The sequence below is a fragment of the Streptomyces sp. NPDC032721 genome, assembly GCF_055579625.1.
In genome coordinates this window covers 1-24610 of record NZ_JBVIMX010000041.1, presented here as the reverse complement: position 1 = coordinate 24610, position 24610 = coordinate 1, and the positions used below count along the sequence as shown (strand labels likewise).

The following is a 24610-nucleotide window of genomic DNA, read 5'->3' as shown; positions in this document are numbered from 1 at the left end:
GGAACCATCCCGGGACTCCCAAGCGTTACCGGTGCAGGACGGGGACAGGGGATCGAGCAGTGGGCGAGCCGGCGAAGAAGAAGACCGGGCAGAAGTCCGGGAAGCAGTCCGGGAAGACCCCCAGCAGACGGGGCTTCCTGATCGGTACGGGGCTGGTGGTGACGGGCGCCGCCGTGGTGTGGGGCGACGAGGCGTCCCGGCTGTGGTGGAAGGTGCCGGGGGTCGACAAGCAGCGCACCGAGGGCGCCGTGGACCAGCCGGGCGTGCGCTGGGTGGCCGCCTCGGCGGGCAATCTGCGCCTCGCGGACCGGCCGGACGACTACACCATCGACCGCATCGTGATCCACACCACGGAGGGCAGCTACGACACGGCGATACGGGTCTTCCGCGACCCGCTGCACGCGGCCGCCGCGCACTACGTGATCCGTGCCAAGGACGGCCAGGTCACCCAGATGGCCCGCGAGCTGGACGTGGCGTACCACGCGGGCAACCGCAGCTTCAACGAGCGCAGCGTCGGCATCGAGCACGAGGCGTACGCACACCGCAAGGGCACCCTGACCGACGTGATGTACCGCTCCTCGGCCCGGCTGGCCGCCGGGATCTGCGCCCGCTACAAGATCCCGATCGACCGGGAGCACATCGTCGGCCACGTGGAGATCCCCGGCACGGACCACACGGACCCGGGCCCGTACTGGGACTGGGACCGCTATCTGCGCCTGGTGCGGGCGGCGAGCACGGCGGGAGCCACCGAGAAGGCAAGCACTGCGGACACGACCGGCTCGGCGGGCCCGACCCGCACCTGACCCGCCGGACGCACCACTGACGCACCACGGGCGCGCCCCTGACTCAGCGCAGGTGAACGGGAAGGGAGTCCACGCCGTAGACGATCGACAGCTTCCGGAAGTCCAGGTCCTCCGGGCGGACCGCCAGCTTCATCCCCGGGAAGCGGCGCACCAGTGCGGGATACGCGGCCCGGAGCTCCATGCGGGCCAGTTCGGCGCCGATGCAGCGGTGGATTCCGTAGCCGAAGGCCAGGTGGCCGGATGCCTTGCGGTCCGGGTCGAAGCCGCCCTTGTCCGGGGTGTAGGCGGTGTCCCGGTTGCCTCCGGCCAGCGAGCACAGCACCAGATCCCCCTTGGGGATCCGTACACCGGCTATCTCCATGTCCTCCCGGGCGAAGCGGGGGAAGGCGACCTGTACGACGGTCAGGTAGCGCAGGGCCTCCTCGACGAAGGGCGCGGCGGCCGCGTCGTCGTCGCGCAGGCGGGCGAAGGCGGTGTCGTTCTGGAGGAGCAGCAGCGAGCCGAGGGCGAGCATGCTCGCGGTGGTCTCGAAGCCGCCGGTCAGCACGCCGTCCGCGAGACCGGCCAGCTCCTCGTCGCCGACGGTGTCGCCGTGGTCCCGGATGATCATGCCGATGAGGCCGTCGCCGGGGTTCTCGCGCTGCTTCTTGACGACGTCGCGGAAGTACGAGAGGGACTCCGACATGGCACCGAAGGGCGCGGTGGCCCCGGAGAAGAGGTCGAAGCGCTCCATCGCCAGCTGCTGGAAGTCGTGCCGGTCCTCGTAGGGCACACCGAGCAGTTCGCAGATGGTGAGCGAGGGGATCGGCAGGGCGAAGTCCTTGACCAGGTCGACGGGCCTGCCGCCCTCGCCGGCCGCCTCCATCACGTCGAGCTGCGCCTCGATGAGCTCGTCGATGCGCGGGGTGAGCCGCCGCAGCCTGCGCATCGTGAACTCGGGAGTGAGTATCCGGCGCAGGTGGGTGTGGACCGGCGGGTCCGCGAAGCCGAGGCCGCCGGGGTTGTGCTCCGCTACGACGCCCGCGTTGCCCGCGATGTTGGTGAAGTCACTGCTGAAGCCGTCGGTCGAGCCGAGGACCTCCTTCACCTCTTCGTACCCGGTGACCACCCAGGCGTCCATGCCGAAGGGCAGCGGCGCCTGGTAGATCGGGGACTGTTCCATGCGTGCGGCCAGCTTGGCCACCGGATCGAGGCCGTCGCGGCGCATGGGAAGGAGCAGGTTCTCCGGGAGCCGGGAGATCAGCGAGGAGCTGATCCCGTGCTTCTGGATCCTGGCCAGGTACATGCGCCCGATCCGCGCGGTGATGCGGGAACGGAGGGTCGCCTTCAACGTGAACTCCATGGGTCGTCGTGCGGCCCAAACGCGCGGCGCGGACTTCCTTGACTTCTGAGGGACTTCAGAGGCCTCAAGTATAAAGAGCGATTGTGGGCCCCTAGGGTTGAGCGTGACCAGCGTTACACAAAACTGAGACACCCTCCGCTTCGGCGTTCCCGCTGGTCGCCGTACTGACCCCCAGGTCAGCAGGCGGCCACGCTCGTGGCCCGGACCGGCTCTGGACCGGCCCCGGCCGTCAGCTCAGCCCGGCATTGCGGGCCCGCTCCACCGCCGGTCCGATCGCGGTGGCGACCTCGGTCACATCCGCCTCGGTGGAGGTGTGCCCGAGGGTGAAGCGCAGGGTGCCGCGCGCCAGATCGGGGTCGGTTCCGGTCGCGAGGAGTACGTGGCTGGGCTGGGCCACACCCGCCGTACAGGCGGAGCCGGTGGAGCACTCGATGCCCTGGGCATCCAGCAGGAGCAGCAGCGAGTCCCCCTCGCAGCCGGGGAAGGTGAAGTGCGCGTTGGCGGGCAGCCGCCCGCCCGGGGCCGGATCACCGCCGAGAATCGCATCGGGCACCGCTTCCCGTACCGCCTTCACCAGATCGTCGCGGAGCCCGCCGACGACCCGGACGAACTCTTCACGGCGCTCGGCGGCCAGCACACCGGCGACCGCGAAGGAGGCGATGGCCGGCACGTCGAGGGTGCCGGACCGCACGTGCCGCTCCTGCCCTCCGCCGTGCAGTACGGGTACGGGGGTGTACTGCCGGCCGAGCAGCAGTGCGCCGATCCCGTAGGGACCGCCGACCTTGTGCCCGGAGACGGTCATCGCGGCCAGCCCCGAGGCCCCGAAGTCGACCTCCAGCTGCCCGTACGCCTGCACCGCGTCCGCATGCAGCGGAACCTCGAACTCGCCTGCCACGTCGGCGAGTTCGCGCACCGGCATGACCGTGCCGATCTCGTTGTTCGCCCACATGACGGTGGCGAGCGCGACGTCGTCGGGATTGCGGGCGATCGCCGCCCGCAACGTCTCCGGATGCACCCGTCCGTAGGAGTCCACGTCGAGGCACTCGACGTTCGCCCCTTCGTGGGTGGCCAGCCAGTCGACCGCGTCCAGCACCGCGTGGTGCTCGACGGGGCTGGCCAGGACGCGGGTACGGCGGGGGTCGGCGTCCCGGCGCGCCCAGTACAGCCCCTTGACGGCGAGGTTGTCGGCCTCGGTGCCGCCCCCCGTGAAGACGACCTCGCTGGGGCGCGCCCCGAGCGACTCGGCGAACGCCTCCCGGGACTCTTCGACGGTACGACGAGCCCGCCGTCCGGCGGCGTGGAGGGAGGACGCGTTGCCGGTGACGGTCAACTGGGCGGTCATCGCCTCGACCGCCTCCGGCAGCATGGGCGTGGTCGCGGCGTGGTCGAGGTAAGCCATGGTGGGGAAATTGTACGAGGAACCCCGCCCCTCCCGGCCCGGGGCTCCGCCCGTACCGCGGGAACTAAGGCCTCGGCGCACGCGCCAGCTGGCGGGACTGGGCCACCAGTCGGTCCGCGCTGTCCCAGACCTCCGCGTCCTCCTCCAGGAAGCCCCCGGCGAGGTTCCGGGTGACGATCGAGACCCTGACCGGGCCCGGCGCCGGGCGGCACCGGATGTGCGTGGTGAGTTCGACGGTCGGCGTCCAGCCCTTGAGGCCCAGCTCGAAGCTGGTCGGCGGCAGCGCGTCGACCGTCAGCAGCAGCGACAGCGGATCCGCGTCACGCCCGTCCGCGAGCCCGAACCAGGCCCGCATCTCGCCCTTGCCGGAAGGCGCACCGACCGCCCAGCCGACCGTCGCCGGGTCCAGCCTGAGGTCGAGGCGGTCCGTGATCGCGCTGCTGCCGGGGATCTTCGGCGGCGGCCCGTCGGATGCCGCGAGGCAGTGCTCCAGCGGCGGAATGGCGGGCGGCTTCGCCGTCGTACGCACGTCGTCGGAGAGCGCGTCGAGGTCTCCGTACGACGCGAGGACGCGGATCCGCTCGACCTCGCGGCCCTCCTCGTCGTACTGGAGGAGCGAGGCCTGGCCCGAGGAGAGGGTGCGGCCCGCGCGCACGGTCTCGGTACGGATCACGGCCGGGCCCGGCTGCGACGGGGAGAAGTAGTGCGCGGAGACCGTGAACGGGTCCGGGTGCGGCAGCTCGTCGGCGAGGGCGCGGCCGATGACGGCCAGGAGGTATCCGCCGTTGAGGGCGTTGATGATCGTCCAGCCCGCGGAGAGGTCCACGTCGTACACGCCCGGCTCGCGCCGCACCACGGCGGTGTCGCGGTCGAACTCGCTGTCCCCGAGGGACCCGGTGGGTATCTGTGCCATACCGGGCACGCTACACCGACTCATTACTGAGCGGTAGCTTTTTGAGGCCACTACACCCTCGCGGCCCCCCTCACCCCGCCTGGTCCGGCTCGTCCACCTTCACCGACGACCGGTGCCACGCCCGCGGCGCCCGCCAGTGGTACTTCAGCGCGAGCAGCCGCAGCGACAGCGCCATCAGCACCGCCAGCGTGCTGGTGAACGGATTCAGCACTCCGAAGCGGATGCACAGCGCCACCATCGCCGCCCCCACGATCGCCGGCACCGCGTACAGGTCCCGGTCCCAGCGCAGCAGGGAGGGCACTTCGTTGGCGAGCACGTCACGCAGCACGCCGCCGCCGACCGCCGTGGTCAGCCCCAGCGCCGCCGACGCGGTCAGCCCGAGCCCGTAGTCGTACGCCTTGGCCGTGCCGGTCACACAGAAGAGCCCGAGGCCCGCCGCGTCGAAGATGTTCACGCCGCGCTGGATCCGCTCGACCTCGGGGTGCAGGAAGAAGACCAGCGCGGTCGCGATCAGCGGGGTGAGGAAGTACCCGAGGTCGGTGAAGGCGGCGGGCGGCACCGCCCCGATGATGAGGTCGCGGAACAGCCCTCCGCCCAGCGCGGTGACCTCCGCCAGCACCGCCATGCCGAAGACGTCGAAGTTCTTCCGCACGGCGAGCAGGGCACCCGAGATCGCGAAGACGAAGATCCCGATGAGGTCGAGCACGTGTTGGACGGAGGGATTGAAGAGTTCCTGGAGCACCCGACATTCTTACCCACGGCCGGGCACCGAACGACGAAGGTGCGGTCAGTACGGCCCCGACGACGCCTACAGCGCCGGCTTCCCCTTCGTGAACAGCCATGTGTCGAACAGTCCGTCCAGCTGCTGCCCGGAGATCCGTTCCGCGTACTTGATGAACTCGCTGGTCTCCGCGTTGGCGTACTTGTAGTCGGAGACCCAGGTCCGCAGCAGCTTGAAGAACGCCTTGTCGCCGATCTTCTCGCGCAGCACCTGGAGCGTCATCGCCCCGCGCTGGTAGACCGCCGAGGCGAACATCGTGTCGCGCTGCGGGTCGCCGACCACCGTCTGCCAGAAGGGCGCGTCCGCGGGCCGGGAGTTGTAGCCGGCGCGCATCAGCGCGGCGGCGGTGTTGCGGCCCTTGTGCTCCTCCCACAGCCACTGGCTGTACGTGGCGAAGCCCTCGTTGAGCCAGATGTCGTCCCACTCCTCCGGCGAGACCGAGTCGCCGAACCACTGGTGGGCCAGCTCGTGCGCGATGGTCGACTCGCTGCGGATCGCCGAGTAGACCGGCTTGGTCTGGGTCTCCAGCGAGAACCCGGCCTGCGGCATGTCGTCGACGATCGCGCCGGTCTCCTCGAAGGGGTACTTGCCGAAGAGCTTCGACCAGTAGTCGGTGACCTCGGCGGTGACCGCGTACACGTCGACGTTGTTGCTGTTGACCAGTACGGGGTCGATGGCGACGTAGATCGGTGTACCGCCCGGGGTGACGCCCTTCTTGACGTCGAACTTCCCGATGGTGGCGGTGGCGAGGTAGGTGGCCATCGGCTTGTCCGTACGCCAGTGGCTGACGGTCTTGCCGCCGTCGGTACGGGTGGACACCAGACGGCCGTTGGAGACACCGGTGAGGCCCTTGGGGGCCTTGATGCGGATGTCGAAGGCGGCCTTGTCGGAGGGGTGGTCGCTGCCCGGGAACCAGGTGGAGGCGGCGTTCGGCTCGCAGGCGACGAAGACGCCGTCGTCCGTCTTCATCCAGCCGTAGTCGGAGCCGAAGACGATCGGGCCCGAGAGCGCCTCGGGGACGCCGTGGTACTTCACCTCGACGGTGAAGTTCTTGCCCTTGGCGAGTGCGTGCCGGGGCTTGATCCTGATGTCGTCGCCGGAGCGGGTGAAGGAGGCGGCTCTGCCGTTCACCTCGATGGAGGTGACGGTCAGCTTCTGGAGGTCGAGGTGGAAGCTGGAAAGGCTCTTCTCGGCACGGGCGGTGATCTCCGCGCGGGCGTCCAGGCGGTCGGTGTCCGGGTTGTAGTCGAGGTCGAGACCGTAGTGCTTGATGTCGAAGCCGCCGTTGCCCAGGTTCGGGAAGTACGGATCGTCGACCCCGACGGAGCCGGGTCGCGGCCCCGGGGATGCGGCGATGAGGGCCACCGAGAGGGTCACGGTGGCGAGGGAGGTCAGCCGGAGGGCTGCCAGACGTGCCGAACGGGAGAGTGCCATGAGTCTTCCCTTCGAACGCGTTGCCGTATGAAGCAGACGCGCCGACTCTGCACTCTCCCGTTCCCGGAAGCGACCGACATGTACATGACTTTACGAAGTCGTGCCCTACCAGCCGGTTGGAACCCGTACGTCCGGGTTCCCCCGCCTCAACTCACCGCTTCCTAGGCGTCCTTGGCGATGTCCACGGTCTTCACCACGTCCTTCGCCTCCGCCAGGATCTTCTCCCCCGGCGCCTGGTCCTCGGCGTTCTCCGGGTGGTGGCAGGCGACCTGCTGACCGGGCTTGAGCTCCAGCAGCGGCGGCTCCTGCGTCTTGCAGATCTCCGTCGCCTTCCAGCACCGGGTGTGGAACCGGCAGCCGCTCGGCGGCTTGATCGGCGAGGGGACGTCGCCCGTGAGCAGGATCCGCTCGCTCTTGACGCCGCGCCGCTTCGGGTCCGGCACCGGCACCGCCGACATGAGCGCCTTGGTGTACGGGTGCATCGGCGCCTTGTAGAGCGAGTTGCGGTCCGCCAGCTCGACGATCTTGCCGAGGTACATCACCGCGATCCGGTCGGAGACGTGCCGGATGACCGACAGGTCGTGCGCGATGATCACGTACGTCAGCCCCAGCTCCTGCTGGAGGTCGTCCAGCAGGTTGACCACCTGGGCCTGGATCGACACGTCGAGCGCGGAGACCGGCTCGTCCGCCACGACCAGCTTCGGCTTGAGCGCGAGCGCGCGGGCGATGCCGATGCGCTGGCGCTGGCCGCCGGAGAACTCGTGCGGGTAGCGGTTGTAGTGCTCGGGGTTGAGACCGACCACTTCGAGGAGCCGCTGCACCTCGCGCTTGAGGCCGCCCTCGGGCTCGACGCCCTGGAGCTTGAACGGCGCCGAGATGATGGTGCCGACCGAGTGCCTCGGGTTCAGCGAGGAGTACGGGTCCTGGAAGATCATCTGCACATCGCGACGCATCGGGCGCATGCCCCGTACACCGAGGTGGGTGATGTCCTTGCCCTGGAACTCCACGGTGCCCGCGGTGGGCTCCAGGAGACGGGTAATCAGCCGGCCCATGGTCGACTTGCCGCAGCCCGACTCGCCCACCACGCCCAGGGTTTCACCGGCCCGGACGTCGAAGGAGAGGCCGTCCACCGCCTTGACCGAGCCGGTCTGCCGCTTGAGCAGGCCCTCCCGGATCGGGAAGTGCTTCTGCAGCCCGGAGACCTTGAGCAGCACCTCCCGCTCGTCGGGCGCGGCCGCGTCCTTGCCGGAGGCGGAAGTCTCGCGCGGCGCGGGAATCGTCACGTCGTTGTCCTCGCTCACAGCTTGGGCGCAATCTCTTCGGTCCAGATCCGCTCCCGGTCCTCCTGCGACATGTGGCAGGCCGCCCAGTGGTCGCTGCTCTCCACCAGGGTGAGCTCGGGCCGGGTGGTGCGGGTGATGCCGCCCTTGGGCACATCTGCGTACGGGCAGCGCGGGTTGAAGGCGCAGCCGGACGGGATGTTGATCAGGGACGGCGGCGAGCCCTTCACCGGGATGAGGCGCTCGGTCTCCTCCCGGTCGATGCGCGGCATCGAGCCGAGGAGACCCCAGGTGTACGGGTGGCGCGGCTCGGCGAAGACCTTTTCGGCGGGCCCGCGCTCGACGCACCGGCCGCCGTACATCACCAGGATGTCGTCGGCCAGTTCGGCGACGACGCCCAGGTCGTGGGTGATGATGATGACCGCCGAGCCGAACTCCTTCTGCAGATCCCGCATCAGGTCCAGGATCTGCGCCTGGACGGTGACGTCCAGGGCGGTGGTCGGCTCGTCCGCGATCAGCAGCTCGGGGTTGTTGACCAGCGACATCGCGATCATGGCGCGCTGGCGCATACCGCCGGAGAACTCGTGCGGATAGGAGTCCACCCGCTTGTCCGGCTGCGGGATGCCCACCCGGTCCAGCATCTCCACGGCCCGCTTGCGCGCGACCTTCTTGTCCACCTTGTGGTGGACCCGGTAGGCCTCCACGATCTGGTGGCCGATGGTGAAGTACGGGTGCAGCGCGGACAGCGGGTCCTGGAAGATCATCGCCATCTCGCGGCCGCGCAGATCGCGCACGGTGGCCGGGTCGGCGGTCAGCAACTCCTGGCCCTTCAGCCAGATTTCGCCGGAGATCTGCGCCTTGCGCTTGCCGTACTGGCCCGTGGTGTGCAGCCCCATGATGCCCATCGAGGTGACGGACTTGCCGGAGCCGGACTCGCCCACGATGCCGAGGGTCTTGCCCTTCTCCAGCGAGAAGCTGAGCCCGTCGACGGACTTGACCACACCGTCGTCGGTCGGGAAGTGCACCTTGAGGTCGCGCACTTCGAGGAAGGCATCGGACGGGCGCCTGTCGGCGGACACGGGCTCCCCCAGCGCCGCGCCGCTCTTGCTCAGGTCGGTCATGCGAGCCTCACTCGGGGGTCGATCACTGCGTACATCAGGTCCACGACCAGGTTGGCGATGATCACCGCTGCGGAGGTGATCAGGGTGACGCCGATGATGATCGGGAGGTCATTGCCCTTGATCGCCTGGAGCACGGCGCCGCCGAGCCCCGGAATGCTGAACGTGGTCTCGGTCAGGATCGCGCCGCCGACCAGTGCGCCGACGTCCATGCCGAAGACCGTGAGGATCGGCGCCATGGTGGAGCGCATGGCGTGCTTGCCGATGACGACGCGTTCGGTGAGCCCCTTGGCGCGGGCGGTGCGGACGTAGTCCTCGCCCATGACTTCCATCATGGTGGCGCGGGTGAGCCTCGCGTACATCGCCGCCTGGAGGAACGCCAGGGTGACCCACGGCATGATCATGCCGGCGAACCAGCTTGCCGGGGAGTCGGAGAACGGTACGTACCGGCCGTCGAGCCAGCCGAGGCTGTAGGTGAAGACGGACAGCGAGAGCATGCCGGTGAAGTAGATCGGCAGCGAGACGCCGGCCAGGGCGACGGCCATGGAGCCGCGGTCCCAGATCGTGCCGCGCTTGAGCGCCGAGATCATGCCGGTGACGACGCCGACCAGCAGCCAGATGACCGCCGCACCGGCGACCAGGCCGAGGGTGACCGGCAGACGGTCCTGCAGCAGCGGCCAGATCGGCTGCTCCGTACGGAACGAATAGCCGAAGCACGGGGCGGGACAGTGGATGCTGTCGCCGAAGCTGTTGTAGTCGCGGCCGACGAAGATTCCGCTGACGAACTCCCAGAGCTGAACCAGGATCGGGTCGTTCAGCTTCAGCTTTTCCCCGATCGCCTTGACGGTCTCGGGGTCGCCCTGCTTGCCGATGAACATGCTGGCCAGGTCGAGACCTGCCCATTTGGGGACCATGAAGAAGATGACGAACGTCACGAAGATGACGATCAGAAGCATCACAATGACGGCGCCAAGCCGCCTGATGAGATAAGCGAGCACTGCTCTCGGCCCGGCGGGACGGGCCGGGGAAGGCACCGGATTGCGGTACCTGCCCCGACCCGTCACGCGACGGCCCTCACCTGCCCTTCGTGCCTAGCGGCGGGTGCGCCGGCGGAGCGATCGGAAAGGTCACTACTTGACGACGCCGACGGAGGCGTAGTCGTAGTAACCGTTGTTGTTGGTGGTGGTGTAGATGTTCGTCAGCCGGCTGCTGCGCCACTTGATGTTCTTCTCGTACACGAACGGCAGGTAGACCGCGTGCTCCGAGACCATCTTGTTGACGTCGGCGTAGATCTTGGCCGCCTCTTCGGGCGTCTTGGCCGCGATGGCGTCGGCGAGCCCCTTGTCGACCTTCGGGTCCTTCAGCATCGAGTAGTTGTTGTTGCCACTCGCGGTGATGTACTTCGAGCCGACGAGCGGGAGCAGGAAGCCCTGGCCGGAGGAGAAGTCCGGGCCCCAGCCCATGATGATGATGCCGTAGTTCTTCTTCTTGACGACCTCAGGTGCACCGATGACGGTGTTGGACTGGGCGCCGTCGTACTGGTCGATCTCGGCCTTGATGCCGATCTTCGCGAGCGAGGCCTGCATCGACTGCGCGGTGGCGACCTCGGCGGGCTTGTTGTTGCGGACCGCGATGGTGGTCGAGAAGCCGTTCGGCTTGCCGCAGTCCTTCAGCGCCTGCTTGGCCTTGGCCTCGTTGGCGGCCCCGTTGTTCTCCAGGACGCCGTACGGGTCGTACTTCGGGTCCGCACCGCTGATGATCTTCGGCAGCATGTTGGGCGCGATGTCGCCACCGGCCATCGGGCCGCCGCGGGCGGTCTGCAGCGACTTGTGGTCGCTGCCGTAGATGACGGCCTTGCGGCAGTCCTTGTTGTTCATCGGCGCGACCGTCTGCGGGAAGACCGCGTACCGGATGTAGCCGGTGTCCGGGTTGTCGATGTTGCCCTTGTGCTTCTGGATCGCCTTGGTGCGGCCGGCGGAGCTGAGGCCCGTGCCGTTGATGTCGATGTCGTAGTCACCGTTGATGAGACGGTTGTCCATCTCGTCGGCGTTGGTGATGAAGGTGACGTCGATCTTGTCCGGGAGGGCCGCGCGGACCGTGTCCGTCTTGGGGTCCCAGTTCGGGTTGCGGACGAGCTTCATCGACTTGTTCGGCTCGTAGGACTCGAACTTGTACGGGCCCACCGAAGCCGGCTTCAGCGCGTACTTGGACTTGGTGTCCAGGTCCGGGCGGACCGGGGTGCCGGACGGCATGGCCAGCATCTGCTCGAAGTCGACGTTGGGCGCCGGGAGCTTGAAGACGATGGTGTGGTCGTCGGGCGTCTCGATGGCCGTCAGGTTGGCCTGCTTCGGGTCCTTGTCCTCGTAGGGACCCTTGTACTTCTTCTCCGGGTCAAGGACGTCGCGGAGGTACAGCGGACCGCCGGAGATGACCTTGTCGGCCCAGATGCGCGAGATGCCGTACTTGACGTGCTGGGAGGTGACCTCCTTGCCGTCCTCCCACTTGATGCCCTTCTTGAGCTTGTACGTGTACGTCTTCTTGTCCGGGGAGACCGTGGCGAGGCCCTCGGCCAGGTCGGGGACGAGCTCCTCGGACTCCTTGCCCGGGGCGGGCTTGTAGGAGATCAGCGTGCGCGTGTAGTAGCGCGCGAAGTCCCACATGAAGCCGTAGTAACCGCGCTGCGGGTCCCAGCTGTCGGCGTCCTGCGTGCCGATGAACTTGAGGGTCCCGCCCTTCTTGGTCGAAGCGTTGAGGACCTTGTTGTTGGCCGCGTTGAAGCCCGGGCCCGCACCGTCCTTGCCGTTTTCGTTGCCGCCCTTGCCGCCGCCTCCGCCGCAGGCAGCGGTGGTCAGCAGAGCCGCGACGACGATGGCCGACGCGGCGGCCGTCTTTCGCCTGGGAGTCCTGAGGGTTGTCACGATCTACTTCCTCCGTCATGGGATGCACGGTCCGTGCGGTGCGCCGGACCGGAGATCTGGGTGGGTCGTCGCATCAGCGCGTGCCCTTGGGGTCGAGTGCGTCTCGGACCCCGTCTCCGAAGAGGTTGAAGGCCATCACGGTGATGAAGATCGCGAGACCGGGGATGATCATGTACGTCGGTACGAACTCGAAGGTCGAGATCGCGCTGGACAGCATCTGTCCCCACGAGGACGTCGGCGGCTTGACGCCCACACCGAGGAAGCTGAGCGCGGCCTCGGTGAGGATGTTGGTCGGGATCATCAGCGTCATGTAGACGGTGATCGGCGCGACCAGGTTGGGCAGCAGCTCCTTGTAGAGGACGTAACCACGCCCCGCACCGAGGCTGCGGGCCGCCTCGACGTACTCCCGCTCGCGCAGCGACAGTGTCTGACCCCTGACGATGCGTCCGATGTACGGCCAGCCGAAGAATCCGATGACCACGATCAGGACCAGCATGCGTACGCCGGTGCCGCTGAGTCCGAGCATCTCGTTCGGCAGTACCGAGACCAGCGCGATGATGAACAGGAGCTGCGGGAACGACAGCAGCATGTCCATGACGCGGCTGATCAGCGCGTCGATCCAGCCGCCGAAGAATCCGGCGACGATGCCGAGGATCGTTCCGAGCACCACGGCGAAGACCGCGGCCAGGAATCCGACCAGCAGCGAGACGCGCGCACCGTAGATGATGCGGCTGAACACGTCGCGGCCGTTGACCGGCTCGACTCCGAACAGGAAGTCCGAGTTCGCGCCGCCCCAGGCCCCGATCGGGTTCGAGGTCAGCGGGTCGATCATTTCCTCGTGGTACTCGTCGGGCGGGTGGCCCAGCAGATCGACGATCCACGGCGCGAAGATCGCGACGAGTACCAGGAACAGGACGACCGCCCCGCCGGCCAGCGCCAGCTTGTCGCGCTTGAGCCTGGTCCAGGCGATCTGGCGCAGCGACCGTCCTTCGACGGCCTTGGTCACGACATGCGCGGCGACAGCGGCATCCTGGGACGGATCCGTGTCCGCGCTCGTGTCGGGCAATGGTGCCGTCATCGTGGTAGCGACCCCTCTCGGCCAGCGGTGACCGGCCCTTGCTCGCCGCTAGTGGCGGCCTGAAGCTCTTGTCGAACACAGGGCGAACGCCCCTTGATTCGGGGAGTCTTCAATGCCGACGGCGCACCCCGCCAGACCCCCCGGCCAAAGGATGCGCAACCGTGACGCTTTCTGCGGTGTTCCGGTATCCGGACGGGGGTGAACCACGGGCGAACAATGGGCAATTGGGCGCATCGCCCGGCACTACGTGCCAACTCCCGCTCAGAGCCTCTAAATTGGGACAGACCTTGACGTAGTGCGATCGAGGCCTGAACTCATCGCCCGGGCATGCGAATTGACCCCGCGAAGGGGTGGAAAAGGGGCAAGCGGAAAGGGGTCAGTACGCGCGCGACGGCGGGTATCCGTAGCCCGGCGCACCGGTCGGCGCCGGCGCGTGCGCGTCCCGCGTGTAGAACGGGCGGGCATTGGCGCGCAGCCACATGCCGACCGGGTCGTGCTCGTCGGTCATCGCGACCGTGGACACCGGCAGCCCGTCCGGGACCACACCGATGGACTGCTGCATCATCGCCCGCACCGCCTCCACCGACTGCCGTCCGGTGTCGTAGAGGTCCAGACCGATGGCGAGGTACGGGGCGCCCAGCGCGGGCTGCACCCAGGCGCGGCTGAGCGCGCGTACGGCCGGGGTGTGATGGGCGTTCTGTGCCAGCCGGGCGTAGAACTGCGGGATCTCCAGGGACGGTTCGGAGATCCGCAGCGGTCCCGCGGGCATCCGGTTCAGACCTGTGGCGATGCGCCTGAGGTCGAGCCACGGGATGCCGAGACCGCCGCCGGGCGCGTGCGGGTTGAGCCAGATGCCCCAGCGGTCGGGGTAGAGGGCGCGGGCCAGGTCCTGCCCGGTGGCGACCTCGTACGCCCGGTTCCAGCCGCTGGCGGCGAGCTCCTGGGCGGAGGTCACGCAGGGCGCGTAGCCGAAGCCCTCGACCTCCATGTTCCCGTACTGGGCGTCGGGGGATCCGGCCGTGCCGTGCCAGAGGAGCATCCACAGCTTGCCGTCGACGAGGGCGTGCAGCAGCGCCTCGTACGCGTCGTACCGCCCCGGGGTCACCTGGCGCAGCATGTGCTCGACCTGTCCGGCCGCCGCGGTGCCTGACGCGCTCACCCTGGGTCCCGCCCCTCTTCGATCCACCGTGTCGACGCTGGCCACACCTGAAACGAACCGCCCCCGTGCAGCGAGGTCATCAAACCAGCTTAAGCGGCAGGGCTGACACCGAACCGGTACCGGTTTCGAAGTCTTCGCCCGTGCGCCTCAGTGTTCCCGCCGGTAGAAGGGCCGCACCCGCTCCAGCATCCACTCGGCGACCGGATCCTGCGCCATGTCGAGCAGCAGCAGGTGCACCGGCCACTTGACCGACTCGCGCCCCAGCGCCCGGCCCAGCGCGTCCATGGGCGCGTTGCGGTCCGCGCCCTCCCACGAGGACAGCTGTACGCCGACGAACAGCGCGGGCTCCTCCCCCTCGACGCTCGCCAGCGCGCGCCGGGCGGTGACGACGATGCCGCTCTGCTGGAACTCCCCGGCCGCGGCGGCCAGGAAGTCGACCGGCTCGTCCTGCCAGTCGGGCTCGAAAAGCCGCACCCTGCCGCCGCTCGCGGGCCCGTCCAGCGGCGTACGGCCGGTCCTGCACAGCTCGGCGACGGCGACCGGCGGCAGCGGGGTGCCGACGGCGCCGCCCGGGTTCACCACGATGCCCAGCTGCGGGGGCAGCCCCCGGGCGAACTCCACGGCGGGGGCCACCGCGAAGGACATCCCGTCGCCCACGCAGCGCAGGAACTGCTGCTCGGAGCTGAAGACGGGGACGTACGCCTGGCCTTCGAGCTCCGTGGTGGGCAGGTCGAGGGGGCCGCTGTCCGGGCCGCCGCCGTTGGGCAGCGGGATCCACAGGGGGCTGCGGCCGAGCACTTCGAGAAGGCGGGGGCCCGAGGAGGGGTTGCCGAGCGAGGCGGCAAGCACCTCTTCGAGCTCATTGACGGGCCAGCCGCCGCCTGCGCCGCCCATACCGTCAGCACCGGCCGCCCCACCCGTACCGCCGGCACCGTAGTGACCGCCTGTGCCGTACTGCTCCGGAATCTCCACGGACCGTCCCCTTCTCGCCTTCCACCCGCTCCCGACCTGCGCGGACGACCTTATCCCCGGGCCCCGGCCCCCGCTCAGCATCCCCGGGCCCCGGCCCCCGCTCAGCCCGCCTCGAAGCCGATCTCCCGCAGCACTCCCGCCGCCGTCCGGTCCAGCAGCACCGCCGAGGCGCACCCGGCGGGCAGCCGCTCGCCCTCCGCGTCGCGCACCAGCGTGCCGACCGCCTTCCGGTGCCGGGCGAAGGCGTAACCGGAGACTCCGCGTCCGCGCTCCCGCTGACCGTCCCTGGCCACCTCGGGCGTCACGTCGAGCAGGACGAGCCGCAGCCCGCGCCCGCGCCGCCGCGCCTCGCGCGCCAGCCACCGCCGCACCCAGGTCTGCGTACCGCAGTCGTGCACGACCACGCTCTCGCCGGAGCGCAGCACCTTGCGCAGCCCCGCGTAGTGCGCAACCCGCACGAGGGGCCGGTAGAGGGCGTACGGCAGCCAGCCGGGCGTCGCGGCGTCCCAGCGCTCGCGGACGTCCTGCGAGTCGATGGTGCGCACCCCCGTCGCCGTACGCCCGATCAGCGTGCTCTTGCCGCTGCCCGGCAGCCCGGACACGACGACCACGTCCCCGGCCGCGAACATCAGCCGGCGCGGACTGCACCCCGCCCGGTCCCGCAGATCGCGCACGACCGGCACCGGCACCGGCCGCACCGCTCCCACGCCCGCCGTGGCCCCGGCTCCGGCTCCTGCCACGCCCGCCGTGGCAACGCCACTGGATTGCTGCAACGCCCTCACCCCTCCCCCTGCTGGGTACGACCTCACCCTTGCCCAAGAAGTGTAAAGAAAAGGTAATGCGGGACAAGCGATTTGCCGACCGAGGGGGGCGTGCAATGATGTGCGCGCCAGGCAGCCCCTGTGCACCCCCAACTTCACAACGGCCGCATGAACCCGCGCGGGAGAGTCCACGGCAGCAGTGCCGGGACGCCGAAGGAGCAAGCTCCTCCCTTGAATCTCTCAGGCCCCGTACCGCGCGGGCGAGGCAGATCTGAAAAGCGGGTCTCCCCTGTCGACAAGTCGGCAGCCACGACCCCACCCAAGGTGCAAGCCTGACGCACGTCACTCCCCCGAGTGCACGACGCGTCGGCGAACCTCTCAGGTTCCGATGACAGATGGGGAGGACAGTGTCCTCGTCGTCATGCCCGTAGTCATGCCTTGGGAGTCATTTCATGAGTACCACCCGCCTCACTGCCCTCGATGCCCTGCATCGCTCGCTCGGCGCGACCATGACCGACTTCGCGGGCTGGGACATGCCGCTGCGGTACGCCTCCGAGCGCGACGAGCACAACGCCGTACGCACCAAGGCCGGTCTCTTCGACCTCTCCCACATGGGCGAGATCACCGTGACCGGACCGCAGGCCGTGGACCTCCTCGACTTCGCCCTCGTCGGCAACATCGGCACCGTGGGCCTCGGCCGCGCCCGGTACACGATGATCTGCCAGGAGGACGGCGGCATCGTCGACGACCTGATCGTCTACCGCCTGGCCGAGACCGAGTACATGGTGGTCGCCAACGCGGGCAACGCCCAGACCGTCCTGGACGCGCTCGTCGCCCGCTCGGCCGGCTTCGACGCCCAGGTCCGCGACGACCGTGACGCGTACGCCCTGATCGCCGTGCAGGGCCCCGAGTCCCCCGGCATCCTCAAGTCCGTCACCGACGCCGACCTGGACGGCCTGAAGTACTACGCGGGCCTGCCCGGCACCGTCGCGGGCGTCCCGGCGCTGATCGCGCGCACCGGCTACACCGGCGAGGACGGCTTCGAGCTGTTCGTCGAGCCGCAGCACGCCGAGAAGCTGTGGCAGGCGCTGACCGAGGCGGGCGCGGGCGTCGGCCTGATCCCCTGCGGCCTGTCCTGCCGCGACACGCTCCGCCTGGAGGCGGGCATGCCGCTGTACGGCAACGAGCTGACGACGGGACTCACCCCCTTCGACGCCGGCCTGGGCAGGGTCGTCAAGTTCGAGAAGGAGGGCGACTTCGTCGGCCGTACGGCACTCCAGGCGGCCTCCGAGCGCGCACGGACCGCCCCGCCGCGCAAGCTGGTCGGCCTGGTCGCCGAGGGCCGCCGCGTCCCGCGCTCCGGCTTCCAGGTGGTCGTCGACGGCCGGACCGTCGGCGAGGTCACCTCCGGCGCCCCGTCACCGACGCTGGGCAGGCCGATCGCCATGGCGTACGTCGACGCGGCCTTCGCGGCCCCCGGCACCGAGGGCGTCGGCGTGGACATCCGTGGTACGCACGAGCCGTACGAGGTCGTCGCGCTGCCGTTCTACAAGCGGCAGAAGTAACACTCCGCGCACGACCGGAGTGACGAACGCCGCATCCCCGCGGACGCACCCGTCTCATCTGTCAAGACCCTGTTCCTCAGCACTCCCCCGCATCCAGGAGAATTCAGCCATGAGCAACCCCCAGCAGCTGCGTTACAGCAAGGAGCACGAGTGGCTCGCGACGTCCGAGGACGGCATCGCGACGGTCGGCATCACGGAGTTCGCGGCCAACGCGCTCGGTGACGTCGTCTACGCCCAGCTCCCTGAGGTCGGCGAGACGGTCACCGCGGGCGAGACCTGTGGCGAACTGGAGTCGACCAAGTCCGTGAGCGACCTCTACTCCCCGGTGACCGGCGAGGTCACCGAGGCGAACCAGGACGTCGTGGACGACCCGTCGCTGGTGAACTCCGCCCCGTTCGAGGGCGGCTGGCTGTTCAAGGTACGCGTCACCGCGGAGCCGGACGACCTGCTCTCCGCCGACGAGTACTCCGCGCTCTCCGGCAACTGACACCCCTAGGGACTCGCCTGATGTCGCTTCTCAACTCCTCACTCCACGAGCTGGACCCGGACGTCGCCGCCGCCGTCGACGCCGAGCTCCACCGCCAGCAGTCCACCCTCGAAATGATCGCGTCGGAGAACTTCGCTCCGGTCGCCGTCATGGAGGCCCAGGGCTCGGTCCTCACCAACAAGTACGCCGAGGGCTACCCGGGCCGCCGCTACTACGGTGGCTGCGAGCACGTCGACGTGGTCGAGCAGATCGCGATCGACCGCATCAAGGCGCTGTTCGGCGCCGAGCACGCGAACGTCCAGCCGCACTCCGGTGCGCAGGCCAACGCCGCGGCGATGCACGCGCTGATCCGGCCGGGCGACACGATCATGGGCCTCAACCTGGCCCACGGCGGTCACCTGACCCACGGCATGAAGATCAACTTCTCGGGCCGGCTCTACAACGTGGTCCCGTACCACGTCGACGAGACCGGCGAGGTCGACATGGACGAGGTCGCCCGCCTCGCCAAGGAGTCCCAGCCGAAGCTGATCGTGGCCGGCTGGTCCGCGTACCCGCGCCAGCTGGACTTCGCGAAGTTCCGCGAGATCGCGGACGAGGTCGGCGCGTACCTGATGGTCGACATGGCGCACTTCGCGGGCCTCGTCGCGGCCGGGCTGCACCCCAACCCGGTCCCGCACGCCCACGTGGTCACCACCACCACCCACAAGACCCTCGGCGGCCCCCGCGGCGGCGTGATCCTCTCCACGGCCGAACTGGCCAAGAAGATCAACTCCGCGGTCTTCCCGGGTCAGCAGGGCGGCCCGCTGGAGCACGTGATCGCGGCCAAGGCCGTCTCCTTCAAGGTCGCGGCCTCCCCGGAGTTCAAGGAGCGCCAGCAGCGCACCCTGGACGGCGCCCGCATCCTGGCCGACCGCCTGGTCCGGGCGGACGTCACCGAGCACGGCGTCTCCGTCCTCTCCGGCGGCACCGACGTGCACCTGGTCCTGGTCGACCTGCGCAACTCGGAGCTGGACGGCCAGCAGGCCGAGGACCGCCTCCACGAGCTCGGCATCACGGTCAACCGGAACGCCATTCCGAACGACCCGCGCCCCCCGATGGTCACCTCCGGCCTGCGCATCGGCACCCCCGCGCTGGCCACCCGCGGTTTCCAGGCGGAGGACTTCACCGAGGTCGCCGACATCATCGCGGAGGCCCTGAAGCCGTCGTACGACGCCAAGGCCCTCTCGGCCCGCGTCACGGCGCTCGCCGACAAGCACCCGCTTTACCCCGGACTCAAGTAGTTCCGTACGCTTCATCTGGATGCAGAATTCCAGCAATACGTAAAAACGGGGCACCGCGCACACTGGACAGTGAGTGCGGTGCCCCGCCCCTTGCCCCCCGTGGGCCCCCTGGGGCCCCGTACGCCCGTAATGCCCGACGGACAACGGCGTCCGCCACCCTTCTGAGGAGTTACCCCGTGGCCATCTCGGTCTTCGACCTGTTCTCGATCGGCATAGGCCCGTCCAGCTCCCACACGGTCGGCCCCATGCGTGCCGCCCGGATGTTCGTGGGACGCCTCAAGAAGGACGGCCTGCTCGCCCAAACCACCTCCGTACGGGCTGAGCTCTTCGGCTCGCTCGGCGCCACCGGCCACGGCCACGGCACCCCCAAGGCCGTCCTGCTCGGCCTGGAGGGCCACTCCCCGCGCACCGTCAACGTCGAGACCGCCGACGCCGAGGTCGAGCGCATCCGCGCCACCGGCAAGCTGCGCCTGCTCGCCACGGAGATCGGCTCCGCCCACGAGATCGACTTCGACGAGCCCAACGAACTGATCCTGCACCGCCGCCGCTCCCTGCCGTACCACGCGAACGGAATGACCCTCTTCGCGTACGACGCCCAGGGCACGCCCCTGCTGGAGAAGACCTACTACTCGGTGGGCGGCGGCTTCGTCGTCGACGAGGACGCGGTGGCGGGCGAGAACCCGATCGTCCCCGACGACACGGTCCTCAAGTACCCCTTCCGCACCGGCGACGAGCTGCTCCGGCTGGCGCGCGAGAGCGGCATGTCCATCTCCGCGATGATGCTGGAGAACGAGAAGGCCTGGCGCACCGAGGAGGAGATCCGCGAGGGCCTCCTGGAGATCTGGAGGGTCATGCAGGCCTGCGTCTCGCGGGGCATGTCCCGCGAGGGCATCCTCCCCGGCGGCCTCAAGGTCCGCCGCCGCGCCGCCCACACCGCCCGCCAGCTGCGCGCCGACGGCGACCCGAAGACGCACGCGATGGAGTGGGTCACCCTCTACGCGATGGCCGTCAACGAGGAGAACGCGGCAGGCGGCCGGGTGGTCACCGCGCCCACCAACGGCGCCGCCGGCATCATCCCCGCCGTCCTGCACTTCTACATGAACTTCGTCCCGAACGCCGACGAGGACGCCGTGGTCCGCTTCCTCCTCGCGGCCGGCGCCATCGGCATGCTCTTCAAGGAGAACGCCTCCATCTCCGGCGCCGAGGTCGGCTGCCAGGGCGAGGTCGGCTCCGCCTGCTCCATGGCAGCGGGCGCCCTCGCCGAGGTCCTCGGCGGCTCCCCGGAGCAGGTCGAGAACGCCGCCGAGATCGGCATGGAACACAACCTCGGCCTCACCTGCGACCCCGTCGGCGGCCTCGTCCAGATCCCCTGCATCGAGCGCAACGGCATGGCCGCCGTGAAGGCGATCACCGCCGCCAAGATGGCCATGCGCGGCGACGGCAGCCACAAGGTCTCCCTCGACAAGGTCATCAAGACCATGAAGGAGACCGGCGCGGACATGAAGGTCAAGTACAAGGAGACGGCACGGGGCGGCCTGGCGGTCAACGTCATCGAGTGCTGAGAACCGGCTCCACGACCTGACCACCGGTGACCGGGGTGGTGTGTGGTCCCCTGGGCGACCTCCCTGGGGACCACACACCATCCGGCCTGGTCAGGCCGTGGGCGGGTTGGGCTTGAGGACGGCGAACGCCGCCCCGGAGGGGTCGGCGAGCATGGCGATGCGGCCGACGTCCGGCACGTCAGCGGCGGGCATCAGGACCGTGCCGCCGTTCTCCTGCACGCCGGCGACGACCGCGTCGGTGTCATCGACGGCGAAATACGGAAGCCAGCGCGATTCGGCGCCCTCGTCGGCGGCCACGAGGCCACCGAAGGACGCGTCCTCCTGGTCGCCCTCCGCCGCGGAGAGCACGGTGTACGCCATCCCCCCGGTTTCCATCTCATGGCTCCGCCACCCGAACAGCGAGCGGTAGAAGGAGAGGGCGGCCGCCGGGTCGGCGGAGTGCAGCTCGGCCCAGCACAGGGCGTTGCTCTCCGAGGCGACCTCCAGGCCCTGGACCGAGGCGGGCTGCCACACGGAGAACTGGGCACCGGACGGGTCGGTGAGGCAGGCCATCCGCCCCGCGTCCATCACGTCGAACGGCGCGACGCGCACCGAGCCGCCGCCCTGCTCGACGGCCTTGGTGACGGCGTCCGCGTCGGAAGTGTGGAAGTACACGGTCCAGGCCGGTGACGCGCCCTCCTCGGTGAGGGGGCCCAGGGCCGCGACCGTCCTGCCGTCCTTCTGGAAGAAGCCGTATCCCCCGGCCTCCGGCCCCGCCGACTGGTGGTCCCAGCCGAACACCGCGCCGTAGAACTCGGCGGATGCCGCGGTGTCCGTGCTGCCGAGATCGAGCCAGTTGGGTGCGCCGGTCACGAAGTCAGTGGTGAGCATGGTGGTGCGCTCCTTCGACGGATCGTCGCCGGGACCCGGTCACCGCGGACGCGGAGCACTCGTCCCCGGTCGCCCCCAGTCTGACACCGCACACCGCCCATGTCCTGACATCTGGCCCTCCACAGCCCGCTGAAGAGCCTCACCGGGCGGCGGACGGGTTCCCCCTAGGTCCGTGCCCCACTGAACGCAAAACCTCCGTCACGCCGTCCGGGCCGTCCCCGCGAGCAGCGCTTGACCTGGAGAGCACTCCAACGAGCAGACTCCCTTCCTGTCACCGCACCGAAGCCCGAACACCGGGCTTGCACAAGGGAGTTCCCATGTCCAAGCAGCCGCCCACCACTGCCACTTCGCCCGCGATGCGCTACCGCACCATCGGCACCGACCCCGCCACCCGGCGCGAGGTCAGCGTCCTCGCCCTGGGCGCGATGCTGTTCGGCACGTACACCGACGAGAGGACGTCGTACGAGATCCTCGACCGCTTCGCCGAGGCCGGCGGCACCTTCCTCGACACCTCGAACAACTACTCCTACTGGCACGACGACAGCCAGGGCGGCCAGAGCGAGCTGCTGCTCGGCCGCTGGCTGAAGAGCCGGGGCGTCGCCGACCGCATGGTGATCGCCACCAAGCTGGGCGCCCGCCCGAAGTCGCCGGGCACCGGCTTCGTCGACAACCCCGAGGGCCTGTCCGCGAAGGCGATCCGCGAGGCCGTCGACCGCAGCCGCGAGCAGCTGGGCATCGAGAAGATCGACCTCCTCTACACCCACATCGAGGACCGCACCGTCGAACTCTCCGAGACCGTCGAGGCGTTGGGCGCGACGGTACGGGAGGGAGCCGTCGGCCTCCTCGGCACCAGCAACCACGCCACCTGGCGCATCGAGCGCGCCCGCAACCTGGCGAAGGCGGCGGGGCTGCCCGGTTACGAGGTCCTCCAGTACCAGCACAGCTACCTGCGCCCGCGCTACGACATCCCCTTCCCGCTCTTCCCCGAGGGCAGCCTCGGCCACGTCGGCCCGGACCTGGCGAGCTACCTCCTCGCGGAGCAGGACCTGACCCTGGTGGCGTACTCCCCGCTGATGGGCGGCGCGTACGTCCGCGACGACAAGCCCGTCCCGGACGACTACCAGCACCCGGGCACCCCGGCCCGCCTCGCGGCACTTCGCGAGGTCGCCGCTGAGACCGGCGCGACGGTCAACCAGGTGGTCCTGGCCTGGCAGTTGGGCCACCGACTCCCGGTGATCCCGCTCGCAGGAGCCTCGTCCCTGGCCCAACTCAACGAAAACCTGGGCGCCCTGGCAGTGGAGCTGACCCCGGAACACCGGACCCACCTCGACACCACCCACTGACCCGCCCCTGCTTACTCCCTCACCGCATACTCCCCGAGCGACCCTTCCAGCATCCCGAAGACGACCCGCCCCGCATCCGCCGCCTCGGCGGCGATGCGGTCGTTGTCCAGCCCGGCCAGGGTCCGGTCGAGCACACACTGGAACAACACCCGGTGCGCGCCCCCCAGTTGGACGGCCACCGCACGCGGTACGAGGTCTCCGTCGGCCGCCCCGACCTCGGCCGCGAGGACCCCTTCCAACGCCCGCTCCCGCTGGTCGTGCAGATCACGCAACCGGCCGAGCAGGGTCGGACTGTCCACGATCATGCGCGCGAACACCGGCCCCGAGAATCCGATGACGGGATCGCACCGCTCCGCCCCCGCCAGGAACTCCCGCCGCAGGGCCGCCAGCGCGGACTCCCCCGGCTTCCGCTCGACGACCGTGCGCGCCAGACCCTCCACGAACTCCTCGTGCCGGTCCAGCGCCATGTCCTCCTTGCGGGCGTAGTAGTTGGTGACGGTCTTCTTGGCGACCCGGGCGGCGGCGGCGATGTCGGCGAGCGTGGTCGCCTCGAAGCCGCGCTCGACGAACAGCCTGGTCGCATGGTCGGAGATCAGCTGTCTGGTCTCCTGCTTCTTGGACTCGCGGAGTCCTCCGGTATCGATGGCCATGCGAGAACCTTACACCCGACGTAAAAATACCCTTGACGCTGACGCACGCCCGGGCTAACTTTACGTCGAACGTAAATATCCCCACGGACCCGTCCCCACCGCTCGGAGGCATGCATGACCACATTCGACGCCGGTACCGAGTTCGACCGCCAGATCCAGACCCTGCTGGACCTGGGCTACGCCAAGCTCACGGGCAAGTCCGAGTCCGGCTTCCGCGAGCTGCTCGAACCGCTGCGCGCCCCGGTGTTGAAGCGTGAGTCGACGATGGCCGCACCGACCGAGGGCCGCGTCCCGTTCGTCCTGGTGCTCACCCGCGCGCTCGCACCGATCGAGGAGACCATCACCCTGACGACCCTGGCCGGCAAGTCCACCAAGCCCGGTGTGATCGAGCGCTTCTACAAGCCGGGCGAGCTGGAGCAGTTCGTCTCGATCGACTCCCTCGAACTCCCCAAGGGCGAGGCGTACGTCGCCTTCGACGTCGACCGCGGCGAGGAATTCTGCAACGTGGTCCCCCTGGACGCCATGGCCACCATCGCTTCCCGCGACCGTACGGGCCTGACGATGGAGGAAGGCATCGCCCTCCTTACCCTCTTCCCCGAAACCCTCGCCAAGAACAAGTGCTATTCCCTCTCGGGCACCCGTCTCGGCACCAAGGACAAGCGGGTCCCCGCCCTCTGGATCAGCAAGGGTGCCCCGAAGCTGGGCTGGTGCTGGGAGGGCAACCCCCACACCTGGCTGGGCCTGGCCTCGGTCGGCAGCCGCTCCGGAACCTAGTCACCAGTCACCGAAAACCCTGCCCCTAAACGCAGAAAAGCCCCGCACCATAAGGTGCGGGGCTTTCCCACAATGATTGTTCGGCGGCGTCCTACTCTCCCACAGGGTCCCCCCTGCAGTA

At 69.2% G+C, this 24610-nt stretch carries 22 protein-coding genes and 1 riboswitch; of the genes, 7 read left to right on the top strand and 15 right to left on the bottom strand.

Annotated features, from left to right (window positions below):
- Positions 1–59 precede the first annotated feature (59 nt).
- Positions 60–803 carry an N-acetylmuramoyl-L-alanine amidase gene (locus ACZ5PB_RS42125; protein ID WP_468698904.1) on the top strand — a complete coding sequence of 248 codons (744 nt, stop codon included), beginning with the start codon at positions 60–62 and terminating at the stop codon, positions 801–803.
- Positions 804–846: 43 nt separating this feature from the next.
- Here ACZ5PB_RS42125 and ACZ5PB_RS42120 read toward each other — a convergent pair whose 3' ends face one another.
- The 13 genes from ACZ5PB_RS42120 to ACZ5PB_RS42060 form a co-directional block, all read right to left on the bottom strand.
- Positions 847–2088 (bottom strand): cytochrome P450, encoded by a 1242-nt coding sequence (locus tag ACZ5PB_RS42120; RefSeq protein ID WP_468698923.1) that lies wholly within the window; start codon positions 2086–2088, stop codon positions 847–849.
- 286 nt (positions 2089–2374) lie between these two features.
- On the bottom strand, positions 2375–3544 hold the full coding sequence (locus ACZ5PB_RS42115; protein ID WP_468698902.1) for a cysteine desulfurase family protein: 1170 nt from the start codon (positions 3542–3544) through the stop codon (positions 2375–2377).
- 64 nt (positions 3545–3608) lie between these two features.
- A complete protein-coding gene (locus tag ACZ5PB_RS42110) occupies positions 3609–4457 on the bottom strand; it encodes a thioesterase family protein (protein WP_468698901.1) in 849 nt (282 codons plus the stop codon).
- Between the two features lie 70 nt (positions 4458–4527).
- Positions 4528–5199: a trimeric intracellular cation channel family protein gene (locus ACZ5PB_RS42105; protein ID WP_468698899.1), complete on the bottom strand. Its 672-nt coding sequence runs from the start codon at positions 5197–5199 to the stop codon at positions 4528–4530.
- A gap of 66 nt (positions 5200–5265) precedes the next feature.
- Entirely contained in the window at positions 5266–6672 is a 1407-nt protein-coding gene (locus ACZ5PB_RS42100; RefSeq protein ID WP_468698897.1) for a M1 family metallopeptidase, read from the bottom strand.
- 161 nt (positions 6673–6833) lie between these two features.
- Positions 6834–7949, bottom strand: coding sequence for an ABC transporter ATP-binding protein (locus tag ACZ5PB_RS42095; protein ID WP_468698921.1), 1116 nt, complete (start codon positions 7947–7949; stop codon positions 6834–6836).
- A 20-nt stretch (positions 7950–7969) separates the two neighbouring features.
- A complete protein-coding gene (locus ACZ5PB_RS42090) occupies positions 7970–9073 on the bottom strand; it encodes an ABC transporter ATP-binding protein (RefSeq protein WP_468698896.1) in 1104 nt (367 codons plus the stop codon).
- Positions 9070–10068 (bottom strand): ABC transporter permease, encoded by a 999-nt coding sequence (locus tag ACZ5PB_RS42085; protein ID WP_468698895.1) that lies wholly within the window; start codon positions 10066–10068, stop codon positions 9070–9072. The genes ACZ5PB_RS42090 and ACZ5PB_RS42085 overlap by 4 nt, the downstream gene beginning before the upstream one ends.
- A gap of 132 nt (positions 10069–10200) precedes the next feature.
- A complete protein-coding gene (locus tag ACZ5PB_RS42080) occupies positions 10201–11988 on the bottom strand; it encodes an ABC transporter substrate-binding protein (protein ID WP_468698893.1) in 1788 nt (595 codons plus the stop codon).
- 73 nt (positions 11989–12061) lie between these two features.
- A complete protein-coding gene (locus ACZ5PB_RS42075; RefSeq protein WP_468698891.1) occupies positions 12062–13066 on the bottom strand; it encodes an ABC transporter permease in 1005 nt (334 codons plus the stop codon).
- Positions 13067–13442: 376 nt separating this feature from the next.
- Positions 13443–14225 carry an enhanced serine sensitivity protein SseB C-terminal domain-containing protein gene (locus tag ACZ5PB_RS42070; RefSeq protein WP_468698890.1) on the bottom strand — a complete coding sequence of 261 codons (783 nt, stop codon included), beginning with the start codon at positions 14223–14225 and terminating at the stop codon, positions 13443–13445.
- A 147-nt stretch (positions 14226–14372) separates the two neighbouring features.
- Positions 14373–15119: an enhanced serine sensitivity protein SseB gene (locus ACZ5PB_RS42065; protein ID WP_468698920.1), complete on the bottom strand. Its 747-nt coding sequence runs from the start codon at positions 15117–15119 to the stop codon at positions 14373–14375.
- Between the two features lie 179 nt (positions 15120–15298).
- Positions 15299–15979, bottom strand: a complete 681-nt coding sequence (locus tag ACZ5PB_RS42060) for an AAA family ATPase (protein ID WP_468698888.1) — start codon at positions 15977–15979, stop codon at positions 15299–15301.
- Between the two features lie 148 nt (positions 15980–16127).
- A riboswitch (glycine riboswitch) is annotated at positions 16128–16223 on the top strand.
- Positions 16224–16410: 187 nt separating this feature from the next.
- Between ACZ5PB_RS42060 and gcvT the strand changes: the two genes are divergently transcribed.
- The 4 genes from gcvT (at position 16411) to ACZ5PB_RS42040 (ending at position 20852) form a co-directional block, all read left to right on the top strand.
- On the top strand, positions 16411–17523 hold the full coding sequence (gene gcvT / locus ACZ5PB_RS42055; RefSeq protein WP_468698886.1) for a glycine cleavage system aminomethyltransferase GcvT: 1113 nt from the start codon (positions 16411–16413) through the stop codon (positions 17521–17523).
- A gap of 109 nt (positions 17524–17632) precedes the next feature.
- Positions 17633–18010 carry a glycine cleavage system protein GcvH gene (gcvH, locus tag ACZ5PB_RS42050; RefSeq protein ID WP_468698885.1) on the top strand — a complete coding sequence of 126 codons (378 nt, stop codon included), beginning with the start codon at positions 17633–17635 and terminating at the stop codon, positions 18008–18010.
- Between the two features lie 20 nt (positions 18011–18030).
- Positions 18031–19290 (top strand): serine hydroxymethyltransferase, encoded by a 1260-nt coding sequence (gene glyA / locus ACZ5PB_RS42045; protein ID WP_468698883.1) that lies wholly within the window; start codon positions 18031–18033, stop codon positions 19288–19290.
- A gap of 176 nt (positions 19291–19466) precedes the next feature.
- Positions 19467–20852, top strand: coding sequence for an L-serine ammonia-lyase (locus ACZ5PB_RS42040; RefSeq protein WP_468698881.1), 1386 nt, complete (start codon positions 19467–19469; stop codon positions 20850–20852).
- Positions 20853–20942: 90 nt separating this feature from the next.
- Here ACZ5PB_RS42040 and ACZ5PB_RS42035 read toward each other — a convergent pair whose 3' ends face one another.
- A complete protein-coding gene (locus ACZ5PB_RS42035) occupies positions 20943–21722 on the bottom strand; it encodes a VOC family protein (RefSeq protein WP_468698879.1) in 780 nt (259 codons plus the stop codon).
- 356 nt (positions 21723–22078) lie between these two features.
- Between ACZ5PB_RS42035 and ACZ5PB_RS42030 the strand changes: the two genes are divergently transcribed.
- Positions 22079–23065, top strand: a complete 987-nt coding sequence (locus ACZ5PB_RS42030; protein ID WP_468698918.1) for an aldo/keto reductase — start codon at positions 22079–22081, stop codon at positions 23063–23065.
- 11 nt (positions 23066–23076) lie between these two features.
- Here the strand turns inward: ACZ5PB_RS42030 and ACZ5PB_RS42025 are convergent, their stop codons facing one another.
- A complete protein-coding gene (locus ACZ5PB_RS42025; protein WP_468698877.1) occupies positions 23077–23715 on the bottom strand; it encodes a TetR/AcrR family transcriptional regulator in 639 nt (212 codons plus the stop codon).
- Between the two features lie 114 nt (positions 23716–23829).
- Here ACZ5PB_RS42025 and ACZ5PB_RS42020 point away from each other — a divergent pair, with 114 nt between their 5' ends.
- Positions 23830–24489 (top strand): DUF5701 family protein, encoded by a 660-nt coding sequence (locus tag ACZ5PB_RS42020; RefSeq protein WP_468698875.1) that lies wholly within the window; start codon positions 23830–23832, stop codon positions 24487–24489.
- Positions 24490–24610 lie beyond the last annotated feature (121 nt).

Bases quoted from the DNA above. Each gene is read 5' to 3' on its own strand.
- ACZ5PB_RS42020 (WP_468698875.1), top strand. From the start codon at position 23,830: ATGACCACATTCGACGCCGGTACCGAGTTCGACCGCCAGATCCAGACC.
- ACZ5PB_RS42065 (WP_468698920.1), bottom strand. From the start codon at position 15,119: ATGGGCGGCGCAGGCGGCGGCTGGCCCGTCAATGAGCTCGAAGAGGTG.
- gcvH (WP_468698885.1), top strand. From the start codon at position 17,633: ATGAGCAACCCCCAGCAGCTGCGTTACAGCAAGGAGCACGAGTGGCTC.
- ACZ5PB_RS42075 (WP_468698891.1), bottom strand. From the start codon at position 13,066: ATGACGGCACCATTGCCCGACACGAGCGCGGACACGGATCCGTCCCAG.
- ACZ5PB_RS42110 (WP_468698901.1), bottom strand. From the start codon at position 4,457: ATGGCACAGATACCCACCGGGTCCCTCGGGGACAGCGAGTTCGACCGC.
- ACZ5PB_RS42115 (WP_468698902.1), bottom strand. From the start codon at position 3,544: ATGGCTTACCTCGACCACGCCGCGACCACGCCCATGCTGCCGGAGGCG.
- gcvT (WP_468698886.1), top strand. From the start codon at position 16,411: ATGAGTACCACCCGCCTCACTGCCCTCGATGCCCTGCATCGCTCGCTC.
- glyA (WP_468698883.1), top strand. From the start codon at position 18,031: ATGTCGCTTCTCAACTCCTCACTCCACGAGCTGGACCCGGACGTCGCC.
- ACZ5PB_RS42030 (WP_468698918.1), top strand. From the start codon at position 22,079: ATGCGCTACCGCACCATCGGCACCGACCCCGCCACCCGGCGCGAGGTC.
- ACZ5PB_RS42090 (WP_468698896.1), bottom strand. From the start codon at position 9,073: ATGACCGACCTGAGCAAGAGCGGCGCGGCGCTGGGGGAGCCCGTGTCC.
- ACZ5PB_RS42100 (WP_468698897.1), bottom strand. From the start codon at position 6,672: ATGGCACTCTCCCGTTCGGCACGTCTGGCAGCCCTCCGGCTGACCTCC.
- ACZ5PB_RS42120 (WP_468698923.1), bottom strand. From the start codon at position 2,088: ATGTACCTGGCCAGGATCCAGAAGCACGGGATCAGCTCCTCGCTGATC.
- ACZ5PB_RS42025 (WP_468698877.1), bottom strand. From the start codon at position 23,715: ATGGCCATCGATACCGGAGGACTCCGCGAGTCCAAGAAGCAGGAGACC.
- ACZ5PB_RS42035 (WP_468698879.1), bottom strand. From the start codon at position 21,722: ATGCTCACCACTGACTTCGTGACCGGCGCACCCAACTGGCTCGATCTC.